Genomic DNA, 2,496 nt, shown 5'->3' with positions numbered 1-2,496 from the left:
GTCAAGGCTACTGCTAATGCCGTTAAGAATAAACTTAAGGCTGAAGCGTCCCGATTGTTCAGTTATCCTCAATTATGAGGAAGTGAAAAACTCAAGGAAATGCGATTGGGACTGAAATAAACTTGGATAACTATTCTCGCCACCACAGCGAGAATTATTTGTGGTGTGAGGGCAGTTAAAAAGAACGTTAACACAGTTAAGAATAAAGTCAAAGCAAGTGTGAAGGCAGTTTATCTGTCCTTACCTCCAGTAGCGGTAGCATTACTAATTACTCATACCAGGAAAATTAGAACCACCTGTATTAATAGCTTGCAGTTTTGTCACAATCTTAGGTTTGAGCTTCTCCAACTCTTGCTGAAGAATTTTTTTACTCAACTGAGGCTGATTTGCTGATACAGATGTTTGGCTACTATTTGCCCACTCAGTCAATAGTTGGCGTTGGGCAGGGGCAATAGTTGAAGTCATGACATGGGCGCAGCGTTCCGGTTTAGAGAGGGCAAAGAATAAGATACGATAACACCCCGCTTCACCCAATAGTCTAACCATTTTCTGACCTTGAGTAGTTTTTAGATCGAGATAACAAGTCAGCCACCGAGTTTTGTGTTCGCGGTTGTGGAGGCATGTAATCCACAACACCATTGGATGGGGTGACATAACAAATAGGAATTGGTTGTAGCGGGTGCTAACTTGATGTTTTTGAATATCCTCTTGACTGAGCATTACCCAAAGAGAGGCTAACTCTTCGCGGCTCGTGCGAATAATATGGGGAAATACAATACTCGAGATAGGTTTATTGCTAGGCCAAGAAGTTTGCCGACAAATTTCATCTGCTGTAGCAAGAGGCTTCTCTGGTTTGTCGTTAGTAATTGGTAGTCTAGATAGGGCAACACCAATTCGCTGCCCCAAAACTCGCCCCCTACCTAAGCGCTCATCTAAAGGCTCTAAAGCCTCTAAGACTTCCTCAATGCTTTGAGGGCGGGAAGTCGGTGATTTTGCCATACAGCTCATTACTAGATTCTCTAAAGCCTTGGGCAATTTCAGGTTAGGGTTAACCGAGGCAAAGGATCTAGGAGGTGTAGAATGATGGGCTTTATACCACCCGCCGAAGGAACGATTTTCTGCCAAAATCGGCATTTCACCTGTCAGCATTTCAAACATCATCACGCCTAGACTGTAAATATCAGAGCGTGGATCTAGTTCTTTTCCCTCCATTTGTTCGGGCGAACAATAAGCTAATGTCCCCATAAATGACTGAGTTTGAGCGCTGTCAGCTTGGATTAGCTTGGCAATGCCAAAATCCAGAACTTTAACAAGTTCGCCGAAAGAGGAATCTGGAATAACTAGAATGTTGCTGGGTTTAATATCTCGATGAATAATTTGGGTTTCTTGACCTTCATAAAGGATACCTTTGTGAGCGCATTGCAATCCTAAACAAATTTGGCGAGAAATATTTAAAAATCGCAATAAAGGCAGAGATTCCCGCCTGAGTACCTCGCTTAAGTTATCACCTTCCAAGTATTCCATGACGTAAAAAGAAATATCATTTTCATCTACGCCATAGTCTTTAACTCGGACAATATGATTGCTTTTTTCACCTAGCCACGCACAGATAGTTGCTTCCCTGACGAAGCGATCGCGCATTTTTTTATCCAGCAATGCTTGGGAGAGAAACTTGACGGCAACAATCACGCCTCCCAGTAACATATCTTTGGCTTTATAAACTTGACCCATAGCGCCTTTCCCTATCATTTCTTCGAGCTGATAGCGATTGCCGAGTAAGCGTTTAGGCTCTTGTGATGTCATGATTGGCTTGGTGAGGTGCAAAAATGTTGGTTGTTGGTTCTTGGTTATTGGTTGTTGGTTGTTGGTTATTGGTTGTTGGTTATTTGTTATTGGTTGTTGGTTATTTGTCAATAAATAAGCCATAAGTAACAACTAACAACTAACAACCAATAACCAACAACAAACAACCAACTTAGGATTCTTGCTGGCGCTCTAGGATTGCCTCCATGGTACTGGTAAGATAATGACCCGCCATAATGCTGCTAGATAAGTAATAGGTGTTTTCATCAATTTGATACCTAGTTTCAAAGCCACTGCGTCTTTGGCGATCGCCTAAAACCCAGTAGCGTTGCACGATCGATTCTGGAGTCACCCAGCCTTCTCCTTCAACACGACCTAAAACACTGTGTTGTAATACGAAAGTGTACTGCCGTTCTCCAGCGTCAAGACGACCCCGATACTGAAAAGAAATGTCTTCGCGCTCACTGTCAGGAAAAACTAACTTGGTGACCATAGTAAACCAATTTTCCCGACCCCAAGCAATGATTGTCTTACCCCTGACGCTAATTGGCAGTCCATTTCGCTCCAGCCAATTTCCCTGGAATGTCCAGCGTCCGGCCTCCATTAAAAAGGTGTGAGCCACGATCTTCCCTTTTACTTATCTATTATTATCCAACATCGCTTCTATAGAATGTTAACTCAGCAGTTGCCATC

The 2,496-nt window shown here is 42.9% G+C and carries 2 protein-coding genes; both read right to left on the bottom strand.

All coding sequences use genetic code 11. The annotated features are described in order from the left end of the window. Window positions 1-264: 264 nt before the first annotated feature. Window positions 265-1,803 (bottom strand): serine/threonine protein kinase, encoded by a 1,539-nt coding sequence (locus tag NJ959_RS19200; RefSeq protein WP_254013350.1) that lies wholly within the window; start codon window positions 1,801-1,803, stop codon window positions 265-267. Window positions 1,804-1,975: 172 nt separating this feature from the next. Then, entirely contained in the window at window positions 1,976-2,425 is a 450-nt protein-coding gene (locus NJ959_RS19195) for a hypothetical protein (protein WP_254013349.1), read from the bottom strand. Between the last annotated feature and the right edge of the window lie 71 nt (window positions 2,426-2,496).

The sequence above is a fragment of the Limnofasciculus baicalensis BBK-W-15 genome (assembly GCF_024178385.1).
In the GTDB taxonomy this organism is placed as follows: Bacteria; Cyanobacteriota; Cyanobacteriia; order Cyanobacteriales; family Coleofasciculaceae; genus Limnofasciculus; species Limnofasciculus baicalensis.
This window is presented reverse-complemented; position numbering and strand designations above follow the sequence as displayed.